Raw genomic sequence first — 19,983 nt, 5'->3', positions numbered from 1 at the left:
CTATAGCCTTCACCTTCTTAACGCCCATCACTGCACCGTAGCCTCCGTAACCAGCTGCATGCGCCAGCTTCGACATAACAGCTGCTGTCCTAACCTTGTTCTCCCCTGCCGGGCCTATGTAGACGAAGGGTGTACCGGGTTCTCCGTTAACGTCCTCTTTTAAAATACTGTGGAATTTCTTGATGAGTTTCAAGCCTCCAAGACCCCATATGTCAGAGGCATCTCGCAAGTGGACTCTTCCGTTTTCAACGTAAATGTAGCAGGGTTTTTCACAGCCACCCTTTAAGACAAGCCCGTCGAACCCTGAAGCTTTAAGCTCAACGGCGACCTCGCTTGAAACTACGCTCCCCACCACGCTGTTAGACTGCGGCGACTTCCCTGTGACGCTGAGCTTGACGCCCGGGTAGTATCCAGTCAGCGGCCCGGTTAACAGCATGAGCGGGTTCTCAGGGGATAACGGGTCTAGCAGTCTCCACTTCTCCCCGTACTTCTTGGCTAGCAGGTAGGTTGCAAGCCCTCTCCCGCCGAGAAACATCCTGTATGCTTTCTCAGGTATCTCGAGAACGTGTGCAACCCCGGTTGCTAAGTCAACCTCTAACAGCCTGCCCCAGAAACCTTTCACTCAGCCTCACCCATCATCTTAACCAGTAGCTTCGTCGAGGCTTCCTCAGGCTTTACCAAGTAGTTTTTAACAACTCCTCCTTCAGGCTTGTTAACCAGTTGTAGAGCGTGATAACCCATTTCACTACATACTTTCACACACTCCGGCTCCCCGTTGCACAGGTTGCATATGATTACCCCTTGTTTGCCCGGGAGAATCCTTGGTATGTTTCCAGGGCATGCCGTGACGCATGCTCCGCACATGGTGCACTTCTCCTTGTCAACCAAGACTTCCCCGTGCTCGCCCACGCTTAACGCTTGGAACGGGCATGAGGAGACACAGGGGTAGTCGTCGCATTGAACACATAAGGAGATGACGGGCAGCCCCGGAATTATCTCGTAAACCCTTATCCGCGCGGCTTCAGGCCAAACCATGTTCTCATGCTTTAAAGAACACACTATTTCGCAAAGCTTGCAGGAGGAGCATTTGGAGAAGTCCCTTAAAATCCAGATAGGCATTATACATCTCCAGCAATTATTATTTTTAAAAGCATATTATTAAAAAGATTTATTCCAATTATATAAAATGGTGGAAAAATGGATCCATTCACACTACTTATAATTCTAGCGATAGTATTATTCATCGGGATTCCACTACTTTCAGCCAGCATTAAGATTATAAGAGAGTATGAGAGAGCTGTTGTTTTCAGGCTTGGAAGGCTTTTGGGCGCCAAGGGCCCTGGAATAATAGTCATCATCCCGTTCTTCGATAATTTGGCGAAAGTGGATTTAAGACTGGTCTCGGTTGACGTTCCAAAGCAGGAGATAATCACCAGGGATAACGTCAGCGTGAAGGTTGACGCTGTCATCTACTACAGAGTGATAGACCCTGTCGCAGCGATAACCAAGGTGGCTAATTTCCATTACAGCGTGAGCCTGCTCGGTCAAACCGTGCTGAGGGACGTGCTGGGGCAGGCTGAACTGGATGATCTCTTATCCAGGAGGGAAGAACTGAACAAGAAGATTTCAGGCATCCTGGACGAGATGACAATGCCCTGGGGTATCAAGATCTCGGCCGTTACGATCAAGTCGGTCGAGCTCCCCGAGGAGTTGATGAGGGCGATGGCAAAGCAGGCTGAGGCAGAGAGGTGGAGAAGAGCAAGAATTATAGAGGCTGAGGGCGAGAGGCAGGCGTCTCAAATCCTCGGCGAGGCTGCGAGAGTCTACGAGGAGCATCCAACCGCTCTAAGGCTTAGAGAGCTTCAGACGTTGATAGAGGTTGCGAGGGAGAAGGCGCTGATAGTGGTTACGGAGACCGGGGCGTCGTCAACAGGGGTGTCGATCGCTTCTTACAAGGCGATTAAAGAGTTCGAGAAGAAGCAGGGAGGATGAAGACATCCTTGAAGAGGAGTAGGCTTCAACTGTTTTTTACGACCTACATATTCATTCTCGCATTCACAATCATAGCGGTTGGTTTCACGCTGAAAACTGCTTCTAGCGAGAGAATTACCTCAGCCGTGATGTTCACTATTGAGGCACCATGGGACACTATTGACGATGGAGTCAAGGAATGCTTTATCGACGCTCTTAGATATGCGGAGAGTAAAGGTGTGGTTTTCATCTACAGAGTTGACTCCTACGGGGGCTATCTTGACGCGGGTTTCGAGATAGGGGATGCTGCTTTAAACTCCAAGGTTCCAACCATCGCTTATGTTCACCGTAACAAGGCTTTGAGCGCTGGTACATTGATAATACTGCCAGCAGACATACTGGCTGTTCAAAAATACTCTATAATAGGGGCTATGCAACCAATCACCGTTAACCCTGTCACAGGTGAGATAGTATATATTAACGAGTCAAAAGTGTTGAACCCTATTATAAAGAGGGCTGAGGCATACTCTTCCCGCGCAGGAAGAAACGTTACAGCCGTAGAACTCTTCATTAAGCAGGCCCTCGTCCTCAATTCAACAGAGGCGCTTCTAAACAACGTAGCCGACTACGAGGTGTCAAGCCTTGAGGAATTGCTTGAAAAGGTAAACGGCCGCACCGTGGTGGTTAACGGTGTTGAATACGTGATAGATGTGAAGCCGTATATGATTGAAGAATACTCGTGCAGTGTAAGGTCGCGGCTGATTTCACTCCTCATGAACTCATACGTGGCAAACGTTTTCGTAACAATAGGCTTGCTTGGAACAATTTTCGCGCTTGTCTCAGGGAAGCTTGCTGTTCTACCTATCACACTCCTCTTCCTCTTACTCGGACTGGTCTCCGTTGGAGTGAGCGCTAACTTCATATCAATATTTCTCATCATACTGGGGGCGGTTCTCCTGGCTGTCGAGCTGTTCGTGATACCTGGGTTCGGGATAGTGGGTATAAGCGGGATTCTCCTACTAGCCTTTGGTTTCGCCCTTCTCCCTGCCTACATCCCCACAGGGGTTTCCCCCTCCCTGGAATATATTAATACCGTGAGAACAATTATTATAGTGGTAACAGCGTTTTTAGCAAGCGTTTTTTCCGTTATGATTTACAAGGTGGTTAAGGTGAGGAAGAAGAAGCCGGTCGAGTTCACTCCTGCGGGAAAAAGAGGGAGAACAGTGGATTGGTTGAGGCCCGGAGAGACGGGTTTTGTCAAGGTTGAGGGAGAGTATTGGAGAGCAGTGTCTGACGAGGTTATACCGCCGGAGACTGAAGTGATTGTTGTCGAAATGCTTGAAACCGGTGTTTTAAAAGTTAAAAAGGCAACATAGTTTAAATGATTAAGTAAATTTTAACAGATATTACCATCAGATTTTCATTGTTAAGTTTAAATAATTGTTATATAGTATTTTGAACTGGGAGTGCATATGAGTTTCACGAGGATGTACAGGGCCTTATTCATTGATACGAGTTCGAGGAAGCACTGGGTTGAAGAATTCCCGTTGAACAAAGTGTTCAGCCCAATATCTCTAGCGTTGAAACTGCACATGGAAAGATATAAGACATGGAGCAAGCCGGTGTACGATCCAAGTAATGCTCTCATCCTTGGAACAGGCTTGTTCGCAGGCAGCAAGCTCTATGGTGTTCACAGATTCATAGCAGTGTTCAGAAGCCCTTTAACCAAGGGCCTTCACGCCTCGGCCATGGGGGGAGCCGCCTACCAGTTCAACGTGAACGCTGACGCAATAGTCGTGGTCGGAAAGAGCGAGAAACCGTTAATCCTCAAGATATATGATGAGGGAGACGGGAACCCCAGGGTTGAGTTTCACGAGATTCCAGAGGAAATGCTCGTAAACATATGGAAGGGTTACGGAGGGTTTAAAGGAATTTACGCTCTACAGGCATACCTGAGCGATCTTTTCAAGGATTTCTACGAGGCTTTTAACGGTAGGAGTATACTAGTAGGTCCAGCAGCAAAGAACACTAACATAGGGGCTCTCGCATCTATAACACTGGTTAAAGGGAAAATGGATTACGGTAGTGAAGACTTCGCAGCGAGAGCCGGGGGTGGAAGCGTACTTTACAGGTCTCACGGGGTTGCAGCAATAGTCTACGGTGGAAGGTTCGACAGGTCTTCCAGGATTCCTGCCGAGCTCAGGGATTTGAGAAGTATTAACGAGATATTCCAGGGTCTTGCCAAAAAAGCTTACGTCGAGTTTGTAATAGAGTCTGGCACAAAGTACAGGTATGATCCGAAAATGAACACTGGTGGAACACTTGGAGGCAACTACCCGCATTTAAAAGTCACGACGCCCATGTTCAACTGGAACATGATCTACTATCCTAAGGAGGTTAGGGAGAGGCTTCATTCACTGATTATGAAGCACATGTGGGAACCGTTCAACAAGGAGGCTATTGAGACAAGGAGTTGGAAGACGTGTGGAGAGCCATGCCCCTTAGCGTGCAAGAAGGTTAGGCTTGGCAAGTACAAGAGCGATTACGAGCCCTACAATGGTTTAGGACCCATGATAGGCGTGTTCGATATTCATGATGCTGAGAAAGTGGTTGAAGCCGGAGACGCCTACGGGTTTGACGCCATAGAGCTGGGCCAAATCATAGGGTTCGTCTTTGAAGCCCTTCACAAGGGGCTTCTAAGGCCTGAAGAGGTTGGGCTTTCATCGAAACCATTCTTCGACCCTGTTAAATACTCGATTGAGAACAGCAGGGTTAACGCTGAGCTTGCGTTGAAGATAGTTGAATACCTCGCCTTCGGCACCAACCCCGTTCTAAGGCTGATAGGCGAGGAGGGTTTAAGAAGCGCTGCCAAGCTCTTGGACCTGCTCTACAAGGAGAGGGTTGATGAATTGAAAACAAGGTTCAGCGACCTACCAGTCTACGCTGTCTTCGGCGAGAGGGGGCATATAACCCCGAACTTCTACTGGACACCGGGTCTAGTGGCGCCTTTGCCTGTTCTCGGGAAGTACTGGACGGTTTACTCTGGAGTGTTCACGGATCCCGAAGAGTTTGCGGCTAAATCGTATGAAAGAGCAGTGTATGAAGCCCTGCTTGAGGATACAGGATTTTGCAGGTTCCACAGAGGCTGGGCTGAGAAACACGTTTCAACAATCCTTGAAAAATACTACGGTGTCGAGAAACCGTTGGAGAGGATTAAGAACATCTACAAGCAGGTGGCAGAGTACCAGGAGCTGGCAGGGGCTTCCCCTGTTTACTGGGATTCTCAGAAAATCATAGACTTCATGGCTAAGGCGAGCGAGGAGTATCAGAACCAGAAGTGGATCGGGTTGTTCGCAATAGATAAGGAAAAGGCGGCTTATGAATGGTGGAGCAAGTTCTACCAGAAACTTAAAGAATTGACCGGGTAATTCTTTTTTAATACTTCAAATTAATTGTTATTCTTGAACCAGTGTTAGATGGGAATTGGATTGGAGAGTCTCATAGAGAAATGCCTGTATCAATACCTTGAAGAAGCATTGACCCGGAGCCTAGGGTTTTCAAGGGAGGAGATTAGAAAACTCGTGGAAGAAGGCAGGTTGAAAATTAACAGGACACCCGATCATAGAATGGGGGATTACGGAGTCGCTCTTCACATACTGTTGAAAAACATTCCTCGCGAAGAATGGCCTAGGAAGGGAGAGCAGCTTTTAGAAGAGTTAAACAGGCTTGGCTTTAAACAAGAGTGCAGGATCTTGGAGGCAGGATTTGTGAACGGCTATTTAAACGTGACCATAGACTACTCGTCCATTATTTCAAACCTGGTGAAAGAATTCCTCGAGGACGGGTTCAAGAGCACTCTATCGAGTTATGGAGGCGGTAGAACAATAGTTGTCGAACACACCAGCGCCAACCCGGTACACCCTCTTCACATTGGGAGTGGTAGGAACAGCGTCATCGGTGACACTTTCGCAAGGCTTTCGAGGAAACTAGGCTTCAACGTGGTTACAAGGTTCTACGTTAACGATTTAGGAAGGCAGGCTGCGGTTTTAGCCTACGGTGTTTCAAAGCTGCGGAAAAACAGCATATATCCGCCGCAGGGAGTGAAAATAGATCATTGGTACGGCATGGTTTACGCTTCAGTAAACATCATAATGATGATTCGCAAGCTTTCAAACGAGCTTAAAATCATTGAAGAAGAATTGTTCAACAAGCTGAGGCTTTACGTGGAAAGCAATAAGGAGAAATTACGTGCAGCCCCGCTCCTGAATGCTCATTTAGAATCCTTCATAAGCATAAAGCCTCTTGTTCACAATCCCTTTAAAAAACTAGCCGAATTCTCCCGTGAAATCAGGAGGCTTAAGAATGCTGAAAAGGATCCAACAGGGAAACAGGTAGCTGGTGAAGTATGGGGGCTAGTAGCGCCTTTACTGGAAAAATTCAGGGAAACCTACCGTGAATACCTTTCCTACGTTAAAGCAGGAGCACTCCTGCAATCCCTAAACCCCGAGGTCTACACTGCTCTCTCCAGGGAGGTTGGGAGTTACGAAGAAGCTGAGAAGGAGATAACATCGTTAATGTGGAAGGCGGAGCACAGGGATCCCGAGGCTCTTGGCTTGTTGAAACAAGTGAGCAATGATGTTTTAACCGGGTTCAAGGAAACGCTGAGCAATTATGGTGTGTCTTTCGACGGATTTGACTTTGAGTCGGAGGATGAGATTGTAAAATTATCTCAGGAGATCGTTGAGAAGATCCTGGAAACAGGCTATGCTAACATTGTTGATGGTGCAGTGGAGTTAGACTTGAACAAGGCTGCCCAGCAGGTTGAGTTCGTCAGAAACCTTTTCGCACCAGATAATCCTGGAAGATTCATAGTAAGGAGGAGCGACGGCACCACGTTATACGTGACTAGAGATATCGCCTATAGCATTATCAAATTCTCCAAATACCACGCGGAGAAAGTTTACAACGTCATCGCTATTGAGCAGGATCGTGCCCAGAAACAGTTGAGGGCAGCGCTGAAAATTCTCGGGTGTGGCAGGGCGGCAGAGAACCTTGTTCATTTCGCATATGAAATGGTTCAGTTGAAGAATATGAGGATGAGCGGTAGGCGGGGAGTCTACTATACGATGGATGAGCTTCTTGTAGATATGACTCGAACCCTGGTGGAGAAACAGCTTGGACAGGTCCAGAGAAAGGGAGTGCAAGAAGATTTAAGCTCAACTCTCCCTTACGCTAGGGAGCTGGCGGTTGCTAACGCAAGGGCTCTTCTCCTCTCCGTTGAACCAGGGAAGGTGTTGTTCTTCGACCCTGAGAGAATAGGGGAGTTCGAGCACGGAGTCACTATTGCATACTCTTTCGCTAGATTGCAGAGTATTTTGAGAAAGCAATGGGGTCTTGAACCGCTGGAGGCGCTGGACGAGATTAAGGGAAGGCTTCTCGAGGAGATTTCAAAGCATGGTATGTCGCCCCCTACCACTGTTGATGAGAAGAAGCTGATCGAGTGGTTGAATGCTTTCACGCAAACCTTGATCACTGCTCACGCAGAGATGAAGCCGAACCGGCTGCTGGAGTATGCTCACAGTTTAGCGCTCGACTTAAACAGGTTCTATGAGAAATGTAGCGTGATAGGAGAGAGGGATTTAAGAATCAAGAACCTGAGACTCCTACTAGTAGTGGCAAGCCTCATAACCCTGTCCGAGTTGATGGAAATACTCGGGATTCCAAGGTTGAGAAGGCTTTGAAAGTATTCAAGCTTAAAAGCCTGGTAGACATTCCAGGTTTTCTAGCGATATGGGTTTCCATCTCATCTGCCAGCGTCATAGTAGTGCTGTCTAATGCTCCCGCAGAAGTATGCGCGTTTTGGAGGACTTTCCTCACATCACTAATCTTCGCACCTTTCACACTGACTCAAAGGAGGTTTACTTTCAAACCGCACCACTTGTTATCAGGCATCTTCCTGGGCTTACACTTCGTTTTCTGGATGCAGAGCCTCTTCCTGCTCCCGGTTTACCAGAGCACTTTGATAGTTGTTACATACCCGGTTTTCAACGTTGTACTCGATTTTCTTATCTTTCATGAAAAGCCGGGTTTGAAGAAAATCCTGGGTTTTTCCACAGCCTTGATTCTTCTATGGGTTTTCCTTCAAGTAAATAACTTAACATTCAACTACGGGGTCTTCCTAGCATTCGCAGCGGCCTTGTTTGCAGCCGGGTATTTTGAAATAGGAAGGTACGCTAGAAGCAGGCTGGGGGAATCCACTTTAACCTATGCCACACCAACGTACTTGACAGCGTCAGCACTAGCCTTACTCTACTCTATTTTAAAAGGTTCCGAAATTGTTTCATACACTTTGGAGACTTATGTAGCGTTCATCCTGCTGGCTCTAGTGCCAATGATAGGGGGACATACCCTGATGAACTACTACATGAAGAAGTATCCGGCTTCAACAGTTACAAGCATTGCTCTTGGGGAGCCATTCGGGGCAGGGTTGCTCGGTATGGTCCTCTTATCGCAACCTTTAACTCCTTTGAGCCTGTTCATAGGCTTCTTAATAATCAGCTCTATAATCCTTATAATTTATTAGGCATAGTATTGACCATATATATTTTTATATACGATATCATGTAGATATGTTAAGGGTGTTTTCTGTGAAGAAGCCTGAAATATTTGTTGAACCGGGTAAGCAGGGGACTAAGAGTAAGTACTGGATTGAGCAGCACTATACTTATATAGCCACAACGACGCATGACCCGGAAGACCTTCCCTTAGTGATTGAGAGAGGAGAAGGGGTCTGGCTTTACGACGTTGATGGGAATAAGTATCTTGATTTCTCCAGCGGCATTGGCGTGAACAACCTCGGTTATCCAACACATCCAGAGGTTAAGAAGGCTATTATCGAGCAGCTGGATAAGCTGGCTCACGGAGCTGGAACAGACTATTTCAACCCGTACCAGGTTATGCTTGCCAAGAAGTTGGTTGAAATAGCTCCTGGAGACTATCGTAGAAAAGTATTCTTCGCCAACAGCGGGACCGAGGCTAACGAGGCTGCTTTAAAAATATCGAGGCAGGCTACGGGGAGGAAGTTCTTCATAGCCTTCTACGGCGCCTTCCACGGGAGAACCATGGGAAGCATGGGTTTGACAGCGAGCAAGCCAATTCATAAAAAGCTGTTCTTCCCCTGGATGCCCGGGGTTGTCCACGTACCATATCCAAATCCATACAGAAACCCGTGGCATATCGACGGGTATGAAAACCCTGGTGAACTAGTAAACAGAGTGCTAGAGTTCATAGAGGAATACGTTTTCGACAAGCTAATACCTCCTGACGAGGTTGCAGCAGTTTTCGCCGAGCCTATCCAGGGTGAGGGCGGCTACGTGGTTCCTCCAAGAGAGTTTTTCAAAGAACTGAAAAAGCTCCTGGAGAAGCACGGTATTCTATTCGTGGCCGATGAGGTTCAAATGGGGATGGGCAGGACAGGGAGAATGTTCGCTATAGAACACTTCAACACGGTTCCAGAAGTAATAACTCTCGCCAAGGCTTTAAGCGGTGGTGCAATACCGATAGGTGCCACCGTGTTTAAGGCAGACCTTGATTTCAAGGCTCATGGAATGCACAGCAACACCTATGGTGGAAACGCCTTAGCATCTATTGCCGCGTTGAAAACTATAGAGGTTGTGGAGACACTGCTACCGCACGTTCAAGAGCTCGAGAAATTGTTCAGGGAGAGCCTGGAAGAGTTGAAAGAGAAGTATCCCTACGTGGGAGATGTCAGAGGCATCGGGCTTGCATGGGGCGTTGAGTTCGTCAAGGATAAGTCAAGCAAGCAGCCAGCGCCCGATTTTAGGAACAAGGTTGTCGCTAGAGCTTTGAGGAAGGGTCTAGCCCTCCTTCCATGCGGTAAGAGCACGATCAGGCTGATACCGCCGCTAATAATCAGCGAAGAGGAAGCCTTGGTAGGGTTAAAAATATTTGAAGAATCGATAAAAGAGATCGTTTAAACTAGCTCAGATATTTTTCACTCAAATACTTCACTAAATACTCGCTATTGTAGGGTTCTCCAAGCATTTTCTCGAGAAGTTGCTTGGGCGGGTAGGTCGCACCCCATTTGTGAATCCTTTCCTTCTGCCATTCCTGAATCCTGTTAAACTCCCCGGTCCTTACCGCTTCCTCCAGCTTGATCTCCCTGCTCATTGCATCTTTCATCTGCGCGCTTAACAGGTTTCCAAGTGTGTAGGTGGGGAAGTACCCTATGCTACCCATACTCCAGTGAATATCCTGTAGAACTCCCTCCCCGTAAGTCTTAGGCTTAACGCCCAGTAGCTCATCCATTTTACTATTCCACAGCTCCGGTAGGTCATCAACTTTTATCTCGTTGTTCAGCATCAGCATTTCAAGCTCTGCTCTTAGAAGAATATGCATGTTGTAGGTTACCTCGTCAGCGTCAACCCTTATTAGGCTGGGCCTGACCGTGTTGAAGTAGTAGTATATCTCCTCCGGCGTGTACTTCCTCACGAACTCTAAGTGCTCCTTGAGAACAGGGTAGATGAACTCTGTGAAAGACATTGACCTACCCACTATATTCTCCCAGAACCTGCTCTGACCCTCGTGAACACCCAGGCTTACCCCACTCCCTATCGGAGTGTAGGATAATGCCGGGTCTATCTGCAGCTGGTAGAGCGCGTGTCCATATTCGTGGATGACGCTGTACATTGTCCTCTTGAAGTCCACCCCTTCATACCTGGTAGTGATCCTGACATCGTGAATGCCCATATCTATTGTGAAGGGGTGGGCTGATACGTCCAGTCTCGCCCTCTTACCTAGTGGGAAGTTAAAGAATTCTAGTATTTTCCTGTTAACAGCCTCCATTTTCGACGGTTCATACGGGACTTTCTCTAATTCATGCTCCCTCGGGTATTTTCCAGCAGTGGTAACCTTAACAATCAGATGCTTCAAGCTGGGTTTCAAACCGTTGAAGAGATTGACAACATCGCTGGTCTTCAACCCCTCTTCATACATGTCGAGTAGGGCATCGTAAGGGTGGTTTTCCCACCCAATGTAATCGGCTGCTTTCCTAGACAGGTCGAATATTTTGGCAAGATAGGGCTTAAACATGTTGAAATCGTTTTTAGACTTTGCCTCTCTCCAAACCACCATGGCTTCCTGGGTGGTTTTCGATAGCTCTGCGACCAACCATGGAGGCAAGGCTTTCATTATTTTAATCTCTCTCTGAAGAACCCTAACTACTCCTTTCTCGAAATCGTTTAACCCTTCTTGCTGACCCGCCTTCTCCACTAATTCGACGAATTCTGGTTTAAGAATCAACTGCTGGTGTAGCAGGCTGATCTCAGCCCTTGCAACCGCCCTGTCCTTAACACCCTCCATCGGCATGTAGGTCTCACTATCCCAGCCCATCAGGCTTGAAGCATGCCCTATAGCCCATATCAACCTGTACTTTTCAAGGATTTCTTTTATCAACGGGTTTTCAAACACAATTTTCACCGATATATTATTGCTAACCTGTGGGATAAAAAGATATTTATAGCGCATTAACGAAAATAACATATTGATTGAAATGCCGACAGCGATTATTCTCGCAGGAGGACTCGGTAGCAGGCTCCATCCTTTGACAAAAACCCTCCCGAAACCTCTTATTCCCTTAGCTGGAAAACCAATTCTGCAGTATATTGTAGATTTGTTGAAAATAAACGGTTTCGACAGGCTCATAGTAGCTGCAAGATATTTAGGCCATCATATAGTTAACTACTATAGTGGTTCTAAGGAGGTAGAGGTATACTTAATAGATTCGAAGGACACTGCTGACGTTCTCAGAATACTCGCAGACATTATTTCTGAGGAGTGTTTTCTGGTGTCGATGGGAGATATCTTGACGAATGCCCCGGTTAAAGAGCTTTACAGGGATCATGTCAGGAACAATGCGATAGCGACCATAGGTTTGAAAGAGGTTGAGAACCCCCTACCTTACGGCTTAGTCTTCCTTGATGAGAGGAGAAGAATAGTCTTATTCACAGAGAAGCCGATTTCGCTGGAGGTTTACCTCCTAAGTGTTGCACACTACAAGTACAGAGTTGAGAGCTCCTACTGGAATCTGGTTAACACAGGCTTCTACATGTTCAACGACGACATATTGACTATATTAAGGGAGAATGAGAGTTTAATGGATTTCGGCAGACACGTTTTCCCTTTCCTGCTCGAGAACGACTATGAGCTTAGAGGCTGGATAATGCCGGCTGAAACCTACTGGAGCGATATCGGAAGAATAGAAACCTACAAGGAGGCAGCATGGGATCTTCTCGATAATAAGGTCTCAGGTGTTCAACTCCCCGGGGTTTTAAAATCCTCCGGTATACGGGTAGGGGGTAACGTTGATCTCAAAGGGGAATTAATACCTCCTGTTTACGTCGGGTCCAACGTTGTTGTTGAGGAAGGGGCTAAAATCGGCCCATACTCGATTCTCGAAGACGGCGTCGTCGTAGGTAGGAATGCTATTGTTCACGAGTCCATAATCTGGCATAGGAGCTTGCTAATGGATGAGTCATACGTTTTCGACTCTATAGTCATGAACAACGTGGTTGTAAAACCCGGCGTTAAAATCGTATCCTCGGTGGTAGGTGCAGGTAATGTGGTTTCATCAGACCTTTATAGACAAAAATTAGATGTTATGAACGAGGTGTCACCATATGCTCAGGATTGAGAGGGAGCGGTTTATCGGTAAACCCGTGGATGAGGTTACCTTAGAAGACGTCACAGGCCTTGGAGCCCTGCTTGGAGAATATTTTGGAGGGGAACGCACCCTATTCGTGAGCGGCAGGGATTTCTATCCCGCTTCAAGAATGTTTAAAAGGGCTTTAACAGCGGGCTTGATGAGTAGTGGAGTTGAAGTATTAGATTTCCACGAATCCATTAACGGCGAGATAGCTTTCAGTATTAAAAGGTTCGGGGCAAGAGGAGGATTCAGCATAGTGCAGGATCCTTACAATCCCGTTAAGATAATGATTCGGGTTTTCAAAGCCCCAGGTGTTGAAATAGTTGGCGGAGAACTGGAGAAAATAATTTCGAGGGAGAGAATTCTACAGCAAGGTGAGAAAAAAGTCGGATGGGTTAACTACGCAGAGTACATTCATAAACTATATGTTTCAGCCCTGGCTTCTTTTGTTAAGACGGATGTTATTATTGATGAGAAATTAAGCATTGTCGCAGGCTCATCGAGAGGAGCCCTTGACATTGTTCTACCGGAGCTTTTCACCTCTATAAAAATAGATAGCATAGTTTTCAGCACAAGGAAAATGATCGAGGAACGGACGGGCTATCCCTTGACTAATGAAATGTTGAAAACATCGAGGATTGTTAACGCTTTGAACGCGGATCTGGGAGTGATTTTCAATAATGATGCCTCCTCGATCACCGTTTACACTAAGAAAACAGGATTCCTCCTCCCCGAGGAACTAGGTATTATCCTTCTCTCAAGATACCGCCCAGGCTCTAAAATCCTCATAGATAAATGGTGGAATAGCAAATATGTTGAGGAAGTTGAATCAAACTACAACGTGGTTAAAGCTACTTGTGAAGAAGAGTTTTTCACAAAGCTGAAGAAGGAGCAGCCTGTTCTAGCTTTAAATGGTAAAGGCGAAGTAGTTATCCCGTTGTTCAGCATGGGCTATGACGGTTTATTGGGTTTCATGGCGTTGCTTGAGGCAATCTCATTGGTAAACATGAACATATGGGATAAGATCACTGAGACCAGAGCTAAGCTGGTAGGGGAGCGATCGAGCTGTCTCGATCTCGAAAGCGTTATGAAGATGTGTGTTGAAATGGGCGCTAGGTGCGTGAAGTTTGCTGGAGGCGTACGTGTGGAGAGAAATAATACAATTTACACCTACCTTTACGACCCCAATCAAGACTGCTTCAGAGAGATTGAATGATAACTGATTTATCAAAATATTTATAACAAGTTATCATATTTCATACACATGGGCTTAAAGTGATCACCGCTAAAATAGCTGAGGCAGGGTTCTCGGAGGGTAAACCCATCATTAAAAACATATTGATAGAGAGTTCTAAAGCCTCGGTTACTCTCCTATTGGGTGAGTCAGGTTCGGGTAAGACCACATTATTACTCTCCCTTACTGGTGTCCTCGAATTTCTGCTTAACGGCTACGTGAAAGGGTCAGTGAGAATTGATGATTTGAACCCGCTTGATGGTAATGATTACTTGAGGCTTCCGTCAAAGATAGGCTTTGTAATGCAGGATCCGGAGAAACAGCTTGTAATGCCAACCCCATTTGACGAAGCTGTTTTCACCTTCCAGATGAGAGGATATGATGAAGAGGAGGCTATTAAGAGGGCTCGCGACCTCCTTGCAATAGCGGGGCTCTCAAACAAGATGAATCTTCACATAGAAAACCTTTCAGGTGGAGAGAAGAGGAGGCTGTCGATACTCTTATCAATCATTCACGAGCCACCTGTGCTCATCCTGGATGAACCCTCGGCTTCACTAGATGTTGAAGGTATCAAGATGGTTAGAGAAATTGTGAAGAAGTATAAGGAACGAGACAACACCACAGTTCTCATTGCTGAGCACAAGCCCGTTTTCTACACAGATTTAATAGACAATGCATTTGTCCTTGAGAAAACCGGTTCGAGGAAGGTGGACCTTGAAACACTTTACAAATCCTCCGTGGTAGATATAACTTCGCATCACTGCGTTGAGCAGAATAATGAAAACAGCTCGGTGGGAGAGGTTTTACTTGAAACTTTTGATTTAGACATAGGTTTCGACAAGCCGTTGATTAAAAATATCAATCTTTTAGCCCGCAGGGGCGAAGTAATCGGTATATTAGGTCCTAATGGCTCGGGCAAAACAACATTGTTAAAAACCATCGCTGGGTTTTACAAGCCACTGGCGGGAGAGATTAGAATTGCAGGGAGTACCAGGGTTTTCTATGTTCCACAGAATCCTGACCTTCTTTTCCTATTTAAAACGGTTGAAAAAGAGCTGAAGGAGACGAGTAAGAAAACAGGCTTCACATTTGACGGGTTGGTAGAGCTTATCCCATGGTATCCGAGAGTCAGGGGGCTTAATCCCCACTGGCTCAGCCACGGTCAGAGGCGTTGGTTGAGCATAATTATTGCATATGCTTACTCAAGAGGAGTTATCCTGCTTGATGAGCCGACGACGGGGCTTGATTATGTGAGGTTTAATCATTTGAAAAGACTGGTTGATGAGTTAAAGAGGAAGGGTGTTTCATTCCTGGTGAGCACTCATGATCCCAGGGTTGTTAGTGAAATAGTTGACAGGGCTTACGTGATTGATAATGGAAGACTGGTCGAGGTTGACAAGTGCAAGATTGTGGAGGAATACTACTCGAGAACAGGTGTTTCTGCGTGAGGAAGCCTAGTGTAGCAGTGGTTTTCATCTACGCGCTTATTTTGACAACCCTAGCCTTATTGTTGAAAGAACCGCACAGGATTCTGCCGCTGGTGGTTTTCAATGCGTCTATGTCTCTTATTGTGGGATGGAGGAAAGTCTGGTGGCTCTACTTCTTAATACTCGTGGCTTCAATAGGGATTTTCACAAATGCTTTATTCTTCGCCAATACGGGAGGCACTGTCTTAGACACCGGGTTTTTCGTTGTCAGAGAGAACGCTTTGAAAGGCTTTGTCACGGTAACGTTAAGGGTAATGTTGATCGCGGGGGTTGGAGCTTTCTTCGTGGCATTGTTCGAACCTCTGGAAATAATTAAAGGCTTCACGAGAGAGCTCCGCATGCCGGCATCGATCTCTCTTTCGCTTTCATACGCTCTTAGACTGCTACCTCTTCTCAGGAAGGATTTAGAGGAGATAATGTTCTCCCGGAAGCAGAGGGGTTATAGGAAGAGACCGCTAACCCCGGGCGAACTCTCGAGCACGCTAACAGGGCTACTTATAGCGGGTTTTGAAAGAGCCCTATGGAGCGGGGTCAGCCTTGAGTTAAGAGGGTTTAGAGACTACAAGCCTGCTCGCGGAATCAGCCTCAACCTGTATGATGTTTTAATCATTGCTGCCTTAATCGCCCAGTTAATTTACGCAACAATTATGTGATAAATCGTTTATCAAAAATTTATAACTCAAGCATTGTTATTTCAACAATGAGAATATTTAAAGGTGGGATTATGAAGGCGTCCAAGCCGTTGGAGGCGAGGAAAACGTACACTGTTATCGACTTCCTGTACTTGGGCGTGATAGCAGTAGTGTTTGCAATACTGTTCACTGTTTGGTGGGATGTCTACTATGCTGTGAAAGCACTACTGGGACCTATCGGAACGAGAATATTAACCTATGGATTATGGTTTATGCCTGTACCCCTTGCCGCTAGCTTGATAAGGAAGCCTTTCTCAGGCTTCCTAGGTGAATTCCTCCCTGCGTTGCTGGAGGCGATTTTCCCTACGCCGGGAGGGATCTATAATTTATACTACGGGATAGCGCAGGGTCTTGCCGGCGAGGCGGGCTACGCGATCTTCAGGTACAAGAAGTACGGGATTCTTCAGGCAGGTATCTCCGGTGCACTACCAGCAATACCTGCTCTAGTCTTAGACGCAATACTGTTCGAAGACATCTATCCATGGAATGAAATGATTCTCCTACTCGCGGCTTTAATGATTAGTGGTGCCTTGTACGGGTTAATAGCTTACGGCGTTGCATCATCGGTTAGGAGGAAGTAGTTATTAGTTTTTTACACAATCCTTTTCCCCATAGGTGTGGAAATGGTAAAATGTAGTTTTTGCGAGCGGAAAGCAGTTTACGTTAACCATCTCAACGGCAAAGCCTACTGTAAGTTGCACTTTATTTCTTATTTTGAGAGAAAAGTTAGAAGAACTATTAGAAAGCATGGAATGCTCGGTGAGAAAGAACATATTGTTGTAGGTGTAAGCGGCGGTAAAGACTCAATGAGCCTGCTCCACCTCCTCCATAAACTTTCAAAAAAGAACAAGAACTGGCGGTTAACAGCAGTCCTGGTTGATGAAGGAATAAGGGGTTATCGTGAAAACACCATTCCCGCACTCAAAACTTATGCCGAGAGAAACATGGTGGAGTATAGAATTGTTTCCTTCAAGGAGTACCTGGGATTCACCCTGGATGAAATAGTTTCAATAGGCAGGGAGAGAGGTCTCCCCTATCTCCCATGCAGTTACTGCGGGGTTTTCAGAAGGTATGTGTTAAACAGGGCTGCGAGAGATGTTGGAGGAACGGTACTGGCTACTGCTCACAATCTAGACGATATTGTGCAAACTTACCTAATGAATATTATAAACAACAGCTGGGATAAGATAGCAAGGCTTAAGCCCGTCGCTGAGAGAGGAGGGCACGAAGGGTTTGTGCCAAGGATAAAGCCTTTCTACGAGGTCTTGGAGAAGGAGTCCGCTATTTATGCGCTGGTTAACGGGCTTGTTCGCCCGGATTACCAGCAGTGCCCGTACGCTGAATACAACATAAGATTTACCATTAGGAAAATCCTCAACGACCTAGAGGAAAAATATCCAGGCACTAAGTACGGGCTTCTCAGAAGCCTCGAGAAAGTGTCAGGTTTAATCGAAAACGCTCAGAAAAACGTCTTGAAATCCTTTGAGACATGCAAGATCTGCGGGGATCCTTCCTCACACCCGATTTGTAAAGCATGCATGTATAGGTTCGAGCTGGGAATTCTATCTTCAGAGGAGTCTTCAAGGGTTAAGTACGTAATTAATGAATATCCATACCTTAGAAAATTCTTAGCTAGATTTTAAGAGTAATTTATAAACTAACACTCTCGTAAAGGATAATTATGATTCTCATGAACGGTGAATTGTTGAATGCTTGATCTTGAATTTTTAAAAGGATTTGGGTTCTTCGGGATTTTCCTAATAAGCTTCATCTCTAACGCTATACCTTACTCTACGATTCCATACTTGTTTTGGCTGATACCGGTTTTCGCCCTATATCAAGGCAATATGTTTGAGTACATCTTACTGATAATTCTATCCTCGCTGGGCGCATCGATGGGGAAGATTGTGGTTTACTTCATAGGTAGGGGTTTTTCAAGGCTTGGAGAGGAATCTAGGATTAAAAGAAACCTCAATATCCTGGCTTCCGAGCACAGTAATGCCTTATTCATCACATTACTATTGTTCACAGCCCTCCCCCTGCCCGACGACGTTATCATCCTCCCTCTGGGATACGCGAAGTATAACATCGTGAAATACACTGTGGCACTGCTCACGGGAAAGATAATTGTAACCTCCCTAGCAGCGTTGTACGGTAGAGGGCTTTCGTTTATTTTCTCAGAATCCCTTAACGTTCCCTTGTGGGTATTCATAATCATTTACCTCTACATTACCCTATTGTTCACGTATTTAGCCGGCTCCATAGACTGGCTTAAGCTAGGAGGGTTGGCAAAAAAGTATGGGGTCCGCCACGCGGTAGCGTACTTCTTGAAATGCATGGCTAACGGTTTTGCAAGGTTTCACCTTCTCCCGCTAAAGTTTCTGAGAAACCGAGTGTTTCACAGGTAACTGATTTAAACGGCTTCAAACGTTATTATTTGTGGGATGAAGAGGAACCCGGGAAAAGAGTTTTACGCGATGAATAAATAATGGATAAGCGGGCTCTGACCATTTAATTGGTAATTTTTGAAAATTTTATATCCGAATGATGAACTATATATACTTAAGAGGTGTTGGTAATGAGTCAAACAGATAGCGTTGGGAAAGCTTTGGGAAGAGTAATCCTCTACGCTGTGATAACGATAATCATACTGGCAATAGTCCAATGGGTTTTCACCAGCGGTGTTGAAATCCTTGCTGAAACATTGAACTACGAGGGATTCCTCACATTAAAGGAGTACTCAGTATATGTTTACATAATAGTCCTGTTCATTCTCGGCTGGCTGATAGTGAATGCTGTCGCGTCAATGTTCTACGCTATGATGACTCCTAAGTATGGTGCTTCAACCGGTGCGGCTGTGAGAAGCTTGATCAGGATTCTCGGTCTCGGCGCGTTAGTAGCAGGGATAGCCGGCGGCGTTGCGGGAGGCGCGGCTGGCGTGGCATTAGGCGGCTTCATAGGGTTAGTCGTCGGCTTCGCTACACAGCAAGTTCTAGGGCAGGCGATAGCGGGATTGTTCATACTGCTGGCTAGGCCTTTCAAAATAAACGATGTTGTCGATGTTGCAGGGGAAAGCGAGGTCACTGTTAAGGATATTTCAACATTGTTCACTGTAGTTGAGAGAAAGGATGGTTTAACAGTCCTAGTGCCAAGCACTATGATAATTGGTCAGAAAATCGTGATTAGAAAGAGAGCTGAGAAGTAGTTTCTCAATATAATTCATAATCTTTTTTCCTTAAAGCTAAAACAATTTTCGGTGTTGAAAGCAAAGCTACAAGTGTTAACAGTGCTGTTAAACCGTAAACAGAGTATACAAACCCGGATGTTAAAACCCCGATAAGGCTTGACGCCTCGCTTAGGAGAGAGTAAGTACCGGTCCCATACCCTCCCGTGGATTCAACGTACTGAAGATACAGGTTGCTATCAATAATGCTGTTGGCAAGGTAGAGGAATCCTAGGCTGACTGCTATGGCTGATTCATCCAATCCGGAGACTAAGATAACGTAGACGGTTAAGAGTCTTAACGGGATGGATGCGAGGAAAACGATTTTCCTAGTTATCGCTCCCTGGAACAGTGTGTATAGGATGAAAGCAACGATTTTCCCGATACCGTAGATTTGAAACACCTGATTTAAGTCAAACCTTAATGTCTTAATGAAATGGTAGGGGAGCGGGGTGAACAAGAACTCGTTACCTATTTTAAAACCCAGCAACCCGATCACTATAAGCCTTATTGATATTGCAGCGGGCTGGAGCATTCTGTAATATGGTATGAAGGATCCGTTGAAGTTTTCGAAAGACGTAAGATTCAAGTATCCGTGCACGCTGGTGATCACTGTTAATTTACTTCCTCGGTGTTTTGAAATTGAAGGAACC

At 45.9% G+C, this 19,983-nt stretch carries 17 protein-coding genes and 1 pseudogene; 14 read left to right on the top strand and 4 right to left on the bottom strand.

Annotation, left to right across the window (positions count from 1 at the left end; translation table 11 throughout):
- A partial coding sequence (locus tag AC3OH0_RS07445) for an aldehyde ferredoxin oxidoreductase N-terminal domain-containing protein (protein ID WP_498345358.1) occupies positions 1-622 on the bottom strand: 622 nt, incomplete at its 3' end.
- Positions 619-1,119, bottom strand: a complete 501-nt coding sequence (locus AC3OH0_RS07440; RefSeq protein WP_498345357.1) for a 4Fe-4S dicluster domain-containing protein — start codon at positions 1,117-1,119, stop codon at positions 619-621. The genes AC3OH0_RS07445 and AC3OH0_RS07440, both read right to left, overlap by 4 nt.
- Positions 1,120-1,197: 78 nt before the next feature.
- On the opposite strand from AC3OH0_RS07440, the gene AC3OH0_RS07435 reads away from it, so the two are divergent.
- The 6 genes from AC3OH0_RS07435 (at position 1,198) to AC3OH0_RS07410 (ending at position 9,968) form a co-directional block, all read left to right on the top strand.
- Positions 1,198-1,992 (top strand): slipin family protein, encoded by a 795-nt coding sequence (locus tag AC3OH0_RS07435; protein WP_498345356.1) that lies wholly within the window; start codon positions 1,198-1,200, stop codon positions 1,990-1,992.
- 8 nt (positions 1,993-2,000) lie between these two features.
- Complete coding sequence (locus AC3OH0_RS07430; protein ID WP_498345355.1) at positions 2,001-3,347, top strand: NfeD family protein; 1,347 nt, start codon at positions 2,001-2,003, stop codon at positions 3,345-3,347.
- 96 nt (positions 3,348-3,443) lie between these two features.
- On the top strand, positions 3,444-5,399 hold the full coding sequence (locus tag AC3OH0_RS07425) for an aldehyde ferredoxin oxidoreductase N-terminal domain-containing protein (RefSeq protein WP_498345354.1): 1,956 nt from the start codon (positions 3,444-3,446) through the stop codon (positions 5,397-5,399).
- A 60-nt stretch (positions 5,400-5,459) separates the two neighbouring features.
- Positions 5,460-7,712, top strand: coding sequence for an arginine--tRNA ligase domain-containing protein (gene argS, locus AC3OH0_RS07420; protein WP_498345353.1), 2,253 nt, complete (start codon positions 5,460-5,462; stop codon positions 7,710-7,712).
- Entirely contained in the window at positions 7,709-8,554 is an 846-nt protein-coding gene (locus AC3OH0_RS07415; RefSeq protein ID WP_193435861.1) for a DMT family transporter, read from the top strand. The genes argS and AC3OH0_RS07415 overlap by 4 nt, the downstream gene beginning before the upstream one ends.
- Before the next feature lie 46 nt (positions 8,555-8,600).
- On the top strand, positions 8,601-9,968 hold the full coding sequence (locus AC3OH0_RS07410; protein WP_498345352.1) for an acetyl ornithine aminotransferase family protein: 1,368 nt from the start codon (positions 8,601-8,603) through the stop codon (positions 9,966-9,968).
- A 1-nt stretch (position 9,969) separates the two neighbouring features.
- Here the strand turns inward: AC3OH0_RS07410 and AC3OH0_RS07405 are convergent, their stop codons facing one another.
- Entirely contained in the window at positions 9,970-11,463 is a 1,494-nt protein-coding gene (locus AC3OH0_RS07405) for a carboxypeptidase M32 (protein ID WP_498345359.1), read from the bottom strand.
- A gap of 79 nt (positions 11,464-11,542) precedes the next feature.
- On the opposite strand from AC3OH0_RS07405, the gene AC3OH0_RS07400 reads away from it, so the two are divergent.
- From AC3OH0_RS07400 to AC3OH0_RS07365, 8 genes are all read left to right on the top strand, one after another.
- A complete protein-coding gene (locus tag AC3OH0_RS07400) occupies positions 11,543-12,682 on the top strand; it encodes a nucleotidyltransferase family protein (protein ID WP_498345351.1) in 1,140 nt (379 codons plus the stop codon).
- Positions 12,669-13,910, top strand: coding sequence for a phosphohexomutase domain-containing protein (locus tag AC3OH0_RS07395; protein ID WP_498345350.1), 1,242 nt, complete (start codon positions 12,669-12,671; stop codon positions 13,908-13,910). The genes AC3OH0_RS07400 and AC3OH0_RS07395 overlap by 14 nt, the downstream gene beginning before the upstream one ends.
- A gap of 59 nt (positions 13,911-13,969) precedes the next feature.
- The gene (locus AC3OH0_RS07390) at positions 13,970-15,376 is read left to right on the top strand and encodes an ABC transporter ATP-binding protein (RefSeq protein WP_193435856.1); all 1,407 of its coding nucleotides are present in this window, start codon (positions 13,970-13,972) and stop codon (positions 15,374-15,376) included.
- A complete protein-coding gene (locus tag AC3OH0_RS07385; RefSeq protein WP_498345349.1) occupies positions 15,373-16,068 on the top strand; it encodes an energy-coupling factor transporter transmembrane component T family protein in 696 nt (231 codons plus the stop codon). Before AC3OH0_RS07390 ends, AC3OH0_RS07385 begins: the two co-directional genes overlap by 4 nt.
- 71 nt (positions 16,069-16,139) lie before the next feature.
- Positions 16,140-16,688 carry an ECF transporter S component gene (locus AC3OH0_RS07380; RefSeq protein WP_193435854.1) on the top strand — a complete coding sequence of 183 codons (549 nt, stop codon included), beginning with the start codon at positions 16,140-16,142 and terminating at the stop codon, positions 16,686-16,688.
- 42 nt (positions 16,689-16,730) lie between these two features.
- Positions 16,731-17,750: a TIGR00269 family protein gene (locus tag AC3OH0_RS07375; protein WP_193435853.1), complete on the top strand. Its 1,020-nt coding sequence runs from the start codon at positions 16,731-16,733 to the stop codon at positions 17,748-17,750.
- A 66-nt stretch (positions 17,751-17,816) separates the two neighbouring features.
- Complete coding sequence (locus tag AC3OH0_RS07370) at positions 17,817-18,515, top strand: VTT domain-containing protein (RefSeq protein ID WP_498345348.1); 699 nt, start codon at positions 17,817-17,819, stop codon at positions 18,513-18,515.
- Between the two features lie 170 nt (positions 18,516-18,685).
- A complete protein-coding gene (locus AC3OH0_RS07365) occupies positions 18,686-19,312 on the top strand; it encodes a mechanosensitive ion channel domain-containing protein (protein WP_193435851.1) in 627 nt (208 codons plus the stop codon).
- A 4-nt stretch (positions 19,313-19,316) separates the two neighbouring features.
- On the opposite strand, the pseudogene AC3OH0_RS07360 reads toward AC3OH0_RS07365, so the two are convergent.
- Positions 19,317-19,983 (bottom strand): annotated as a pseudogene (locus tag AC3OH0_RS07360) (hypothetical protein); the annotation flags it as partial.

It is taken from the genome of Thermosphaera sp. (assembly GCF_059755995.1).
Note: the sequence above shows the minus strand (reverse complement) of the source record. Positions and strands in the feature narration are given on the sequence as shown.